Origin of the sequence: Clostridium boliviensis, from assembly GCF_033342255.1 — a bacterium.
Lineage (GTDB): Bacteria > Bacillota > Clostridia > Lachnospirales > Lachnospiraceae > Lacrimispora > Lacrimispora boliviensis.
On record NZ_JAWONS010000289.1, the window covers coordinates 1 to 761 of the forward strand.

At 56.1% G+C, this 761-nt stretch carries 1 protein-coding gene; it reads left to right on the forward strand.

Annotated features, from left to right (window positions below; genetic code table 11):
- A partial coding sequence (locus RZO55_RS20385; protein WP_318066102.1) for a M2 family metallopeptidase occupies nucleotides 1-761 on the forward strand: 761 nt, incomplete at both ends.

Below are 761 nucleotides of genomic sequence, written 5' to 3' on the forward strand. Positions count from 1 at the left end.
GCTGGAAAACCAGGTGCCGGAGGAATTGCTGGATGAGATGATCCGCCTTTCGTCGGAGCTGAGCAATATTTTCAACACTTTTCGCGGGACCGTCGACGGACGGAAGGTGACGGAAAACGAAGTGCGCAGCGTCTTGGCGACAAGTACCGATTCCAAAGAGCGGGAAAAGGTGTGGCGGGCGAGCAAACAGATCGGCCGGGAAGTGGAGAAGGGATTGATCCGGCTGGTCAAACTTCGGAACGAGGCGGCACGCCGCCTGGGTTTTGAGGATCACCACCAAATGATGTTTGAGCTGAGCGAATTGGATCGGGACGAGGTGTTCTCCCTGTTTGGACGGCTAAAGGGATTGACCGACGAGCCCTTTCGGCGAATCAAAGGGGAAATCGATGCGGAACTGGGGGAAAAATTCGGGCTGGAACCGGGAGAGCTGAGGCCATGGCATTATTCGGATCCCTTTTTTCAGGAAGCTCCGCCGGTGACCGGTCTGGACATGGATGTCCATTACCGGGGAAAAAACATCGAAAAACTGACCGCCGATACCTTTTCCGCCCTCGGTTTGGAGATCCGGGACATGCTCGCCAAGAGCGATCTGTACGAGCGGGAAGGGAAAAACCAGCACGCGTTCTGCCTGGATATGAATCGCCGGGGCGATGTCCGGGTGTTGTGCAACATCCGGGACAATGAATACTGGATGTCCGCCATGCTGCACGAGTTCGGCCATGCCGTCTACGATAAGTACGTGGATCGGGACCTGCCCTTCA